Annotated in this window: 5 protein-coding genes; 2 read left to right on the top strand and 3 right to left on the bottom strand. The window is 69.6% G+C overall.

Features of this window, described 5'->3' with window-relative positions; all coding sequences use genetic code 11:
- Positions 1-176 precede the first annotated feature (176 nt).
- On the top strand, positions 177-956 hold the full coding sequence (locus CCN51_RS37935) for an alpha/beta fold hydrolase (protein WP_014180291.1): 780 nt from the start codon (positions 177-179) through the stop codon (positions 954-956).
- A 9-nt stretch (positions 957-965) separates the two neighbouring features.
- Here CCN51_RS37935 and CCN51_RS37930 read toward each other — a convergent pair whose 3' ends face one another.
- The 3 genes from CCN51_RS37930 to CCN51_RS37920 all read right to left on the bottom strand — a co-directional run bounded on the left by CCN51_RS37930 (position 966) and on the right by CCN51_RS37920 (position 2,716).
- Positions 966-1,520: an AAA family ATPase gene (locus CCN51_RS37930; protein ID WP_014180290.1), complete on the bottom strand. Its 555-nt coding sequence runs from the start codon at positions 1,518-1,520 to the stop codon at positions 966-968.
- A gap of 96 nt (positions 1,521-1,616) precedes the next feature.
- The gene (locus CCN51_RS37925; protein WP_078610680.1) at positions 1,617-1,814 is read right to left on the bottom strand and encodes a DUF397 domain-containing protein; all 198 of its coding nucleotides are present in this window, start codon (positions 1,812-1,814) and stop codon (positions 1,617-1,619) included.
- 14 nt (positions 1,815-1,828) lie between these two features.
- Positions 1,829-2,716, bottom strand: a complete 888-nt coding sequence (locus tag CCN51_RS37920; RefSeq protein WP_014180288.1) for a helix-turn-helix domain-containing protein — start codon at positions 2,714-2,716, stop codon at positions 1,829-1,831.
- A 173-nt stretch (positions 2,717-2,889) separates the two neighbouring features.
- Here CCN51_RS37920 and CCN51_RS37915 point away from each other — a divergent pair, with 173 nt between their 5' ends.
- Positions 2,890-3,324, top strand: a complete 435-nt coding sequence (locus CCN51_RS37915; protein ID WP_014180287.1) for an ATP-binding protein — start codon at positions 2,890-2,892, stop codon at positions 3,322-3,324.
- The last annotated feature ends 786 nt before the right edge of the window (positions 3,325-4,110 follow it).

Below are 4,110 nucleotides of genomic sequence, written 5' to 3'. Positions count from 1 at the left end.
GGCCGCGGGATCCCGCGGCCCCTCATACGGCCGGGTCTGCTCCGTGGCGCGGTACTCCGTGGCGCGGTGCTCGGTGCCGGGCCGCCGGAGCCGGACCCGGCGGGTCCACCGCGTTGTGTTGTGGCTACTCTCGTCTCTCCATCGATGCATCGATCGTGACCGCAGGAGAGCAGGCCATGCGCAACGCCGCCGTAACGCCCGAGGGCGACCGGATCCGGTGGGTCGAGCTGCCGGGGCAGGAGCCGCCACGCGTCTATGTGCACGGCCTGGGCGCCACATCGCCCGCCTACTTCGCGGAGATCGCGGTACACCCCCTCCTGACCGGCCGCCGCTCGCTGCTGATCGACCTGCTGGGTCACGGCATCAGCGACCGGCCGACGGACTTCGACTACACACTTGAATCACACGCCGATACCCTCGCCGCGGCGCTGACCAGCGCAGATGTCACCGGCGCCGAACTGATCGCCCACAGCATGGGCGGCTCGGTCGCCATCGTCCTCGCCGCCCGCCACCCCCACCTGGTCTCCCGCCTGGTCCTCATCGACGCCAACCTCGACCCGATCCCGCGCAAGCCCGGCTCTTCGGGCAGCAGCGGTATCGCCGCGTACACGGAAGAGGAGTTCCTGGTGGACGGCTGGGAAGAGGTCCACGACCGGGTCGGCCCCCACTGGTGGTCCACCATGCGCCTGGCCGGCCGCGAGGCGCTGCACCGCAGCGCGCTCCACCTCACCCGCGGCACCGTCCCCACCATGCGTGAGCTGCTGCTCGACCTGAAGATCCCCCGCACCTACCTGCTCCCCGAGGCCGACGCCCCGCTCCCCGGCGCCGAAGCGCTCACCGAGGCCGGAGTGTCCGTCGTCGCGATCCCGGACTGCGGGCACAACATCATGCTCGACAACCCGGAAGCCTTCGCCCGCGCCACGGCGACGGCACTCGCGGCCCCTGTCCAGGGCTGACCGGCCGCGTTATCCGCCACCGGGCCGCGGCACCCCGTCCACCCGGGCCAGCACCACGTCCGCCAACTCGCCCACGGACCGTTCCCCGTCCAGGAAGACCGTGTCCGCGGGCAGCGCGTCCGCCACGGCCGTACACAACGGGATCTGGGCCTTGCACCACCGCTTGACCTCCTCGTCACGAGCCAGATCCGCGTGATGGACCCGGGCGTCGATACGCCGGGCCAGGACTTCCGGGGAGACCTTGAGGAAGAAGTGGTGCACGGCCACCCCAGCCGTCCGCAGCGGGCCGAAGATCTCCTCCGCGTACTCGGCCTTGACCGTCGTCATCGGCGCAAGCACCGGCCGCCGCTCGTAGTCCTGCGCAAGGCCGAGTGCCATGTGGGCGACCTGACGGCGCCAGAGCGGCAGGTCCTGGAAGTTGCCGGTGGGGATGTCCACGATCTCGCGGAGCACATAGCCAATGTGCTCGGGGTCGAAGACCAGCGCGTCCGGCCGCCGCCGGTGCAGTTCCTCCACCAAGGTCGTCTTCCCGCTGCCGAACGCACCGTTCACCCACACGATCACGCGCCGCGCCCTCCCATGCCGCCACATGACGGCGTCCGCCGTCGGCTCACAGGCTAGGCTGCGCGCCATGGGGGCGGTGCTGGCCTCAAGCGGTCGCTATTGGGGAAGTCGGTCGAAGTCGCCGCGCTTGACGCCTCGTATGAAGGTGGCCCACCGGGCCGGGGCGGTGCTGATGACGGCGGTCGGGTCGTCGCTCTCGCGCAGGAATATGCGGTTGTGCGGCGACGCAGCGACCTCCAGGCAATCGGAGCTGATCTGACCGCTACTGAAGCTTGACTTCCGCCACGAAGGCATGAGTGAGGTTCCCTTCACAGTACGTACAGCAAGTGCTGGATGAGCTGGAGCGAGTCTCGCTTCGTATGGCACTCGCGCCCAGCCCGAAGCGCAATCGGCGACAGCGCCACCGTACTCAGGTGCTCGAAGGCGGCGTTGTACTGGGCAAGGTGCTCCCGGTCGCCGAGGAAGACGGACGAGACCGGATGCTCTACGTAGACGGTACTCAGCTCTGGCACCCGGCCGTCCAGGATGCCGAAAGGGACGCCAGGGGTAGCGGCCGCGTTGACGGCCGCCTGGAACGGGAGCAACTGAATGCGCACCTGAGGCATCTCGGCCATCGTGACAAGATGCTCGATCTGGCGGCGCATGACGTCAGCGGACACGAACTGCATGAGCAGAGCAGCCTCGTGGATGACCGCGTGGAAGTGCTGCGCTCCATCGAGCAATACCTGCTGCCGCCGCAGTCGGAACTCGACAGCCCTGTCGACCACTTCAGGGCGGTTCGGCCGATTGCTCTCGAAGAGGCTATGCATGTAGTCCGGGGTCTGGAGCAGACCGGGCACGTACATCCACTGGAACGAACGGTGTGTCGCAGCGCCCTCCTCCAACTCCGTGAGGTCGAAGGCTCGGGCGTCGTGGGTCTCCTTGTAGGCCGACCACCAGCCCCGCCCCGTGGCGCGACTCATCTCGCACAGCCCATCGACCAAGGGATGGCTTGTGCAACCGTATACGTCAGCAAGTGCCCGCAGCTTCTCCTCGGGGATGGCCGTTCGCCCCGTCTCGATGTGACTCATGTGCGCCCGCCCCAACCCCACGTGGGCACCCGCTTCCGTCGCGGACAGCCCACTCGCCTCGCGCAACTTCCGCAGCTCTTCGCCCAGCCGTCGTTGCCGTTGGGTCGGGTTGGCCCGTAGCCCCATCGCGCGACTCCCTTCGTGGATCACGCGCAGTCTGCCCGCCTCTGGGGCGATGGGTCCACTCGGGAGGGTTAAATCCCCAGAATGAGTTGCGCTAGCTAAACCATCAACTCTACCGTCGGAGACGAATCGCCCAACCGGCGCACGCCATCCGGCCGTTGGCCGAAGGAGGCAACATGCCCACGAGCCCCGAGCACCCCCGTGCCGACTTCTCCCTCGTCTTCCCACCCGACCCCACCTGGGTCCGCACCGCTCGCGAAGCCGTACGTACCGCCCTGCGCACCGCCAACCGCCCCGACCTCACCGACACCGCCCTCCTCCTCACCTCCGAGGCCGTCACCAACGCCGTCACCGCCTGCCTGCACAGCGGTTGCGCGGCACCCGTCACCCTCTACGCCGAGTGGGCCGCCCTCGGCACCCTCCGCGTCCTCGTCAGCGACGACGCGCCCGGCATGCCGTCACCACGCGCCCTCGCCAGGGCCACGACAGACACCGAAAACGGCCGGGGCCTGTTCCTCATCGACAGCTGCGCCGCCGACTGGGGCGTCTGCCACCATGGCCCCGGCCCGGGAAAAGCGGTGTGGTTCCAGGTCGGCGGCGCGGGCACATGACGAACGCCATGCCACCTCAGACGAGACCAGAGGGCCACCGGACACAGTCATAGGCATACGGGTGTGGGTGCGCTTCGCCTGCGCCTATGCGCCATCTCGCGGCATTCGGCTCGGGCGGGTGCGGGTTTCGTCTCGGACCCTCCGGGTCCAAAGCGCCAGCAGGAGGAGGGAGGGGGCGGCCGGCTCGTTGTCCCGATTCCTCGGCCCGGCGGACAGTTGGGCTCAAGACAGGCTCCGCTGCGCTCCGCCGCGACTGCTGCCGCGCGGTGGCGAGCCGGTCAGCCCAGCGGTGCGCTGGACCGGAGGCGCGCGAGCGTGACGAACGGGCCGGCGACCGCCGGACGGCATGGTCCGGCCGCCGAGTGCGGGCATCGTCTTGCGCCTTCGGCGCAGAGCGGCCAGCAGCGGAAGAAGGGCGGAGGCATCGTTGCCATCCAGCCCAATGGGCCCTCACCGGCCGGCGTGCGGCCGCCGACGGCCGGTGGCCAGCGGTGGATGGTCGCTCGGAGCGGTGGACGTCGGTCCGGTTCGGGCCTCCCCCCACCCCCTCTCAAAAAAACACTTGCTCTGCATCAAGCGTTTTTCTGAGAGGGGGTAGGGGGAGCGCCGATCCCGCCCGCCGGTGCCCGCCACCGCGCGGCAGCAGCGGAGCTTGTCCTGAGCCCGGCCACCCGCCGGGCCGAGGAACCAGGACGACAGGCCAGCCGCCCCCTTCCCCCTTCCTGCTGGCGCTTTGGACCCGGAGGGTCCGAGACGAAACCCGCACCCGCCCGAGCCGAATGCCGC

The sequence above is a fragment of the Streptomyces milbemycinicus genome (genome assembly GCF_002154605.1).
GTDB lineage: Bacteria > Actinomycetota > Actinomycetes > Streptomycetales > Streptomycetaceae > Streptomyces > Streptomyces milbemycinicus.
This window is presented reverse-complemented; position numbering and strand designations above follow the sequence as displayed.

Excerpts from the sequence above, each read along its gene's own strand:
- CCN51_RS37935 (WP_014180291.1), top strand. The coding sequence starts at position 177 with ATGCGCAACGCCGCCGTAACGCCCGAGGGCGACCGGATCCGGTGGGTC.
- CCN51_RS37920 (WP_014180288.1), bottom strand. The coding sequence starts at position 2,716 with ATGGGGCTACGGGCCAACCCGACCCAACGGCAACGACGGCTGGGCGAA.
- CCN51_RS37925 (WP_078610680.1), bottom strand. The coding sequence starts at position 1,814 with ATGCCTTCGTGGCGGAAGTCAAGCTTCAGTAGCGGTCAGATCAGCTCC.
- CCN51_RS37915 (WP_014180287.1), top strand. The coding sequence starts at position 2,890 with ATGCCCACGAGCCCCGAGCACCCCCGTGCCGACTTCTCCCTCGTCTTC.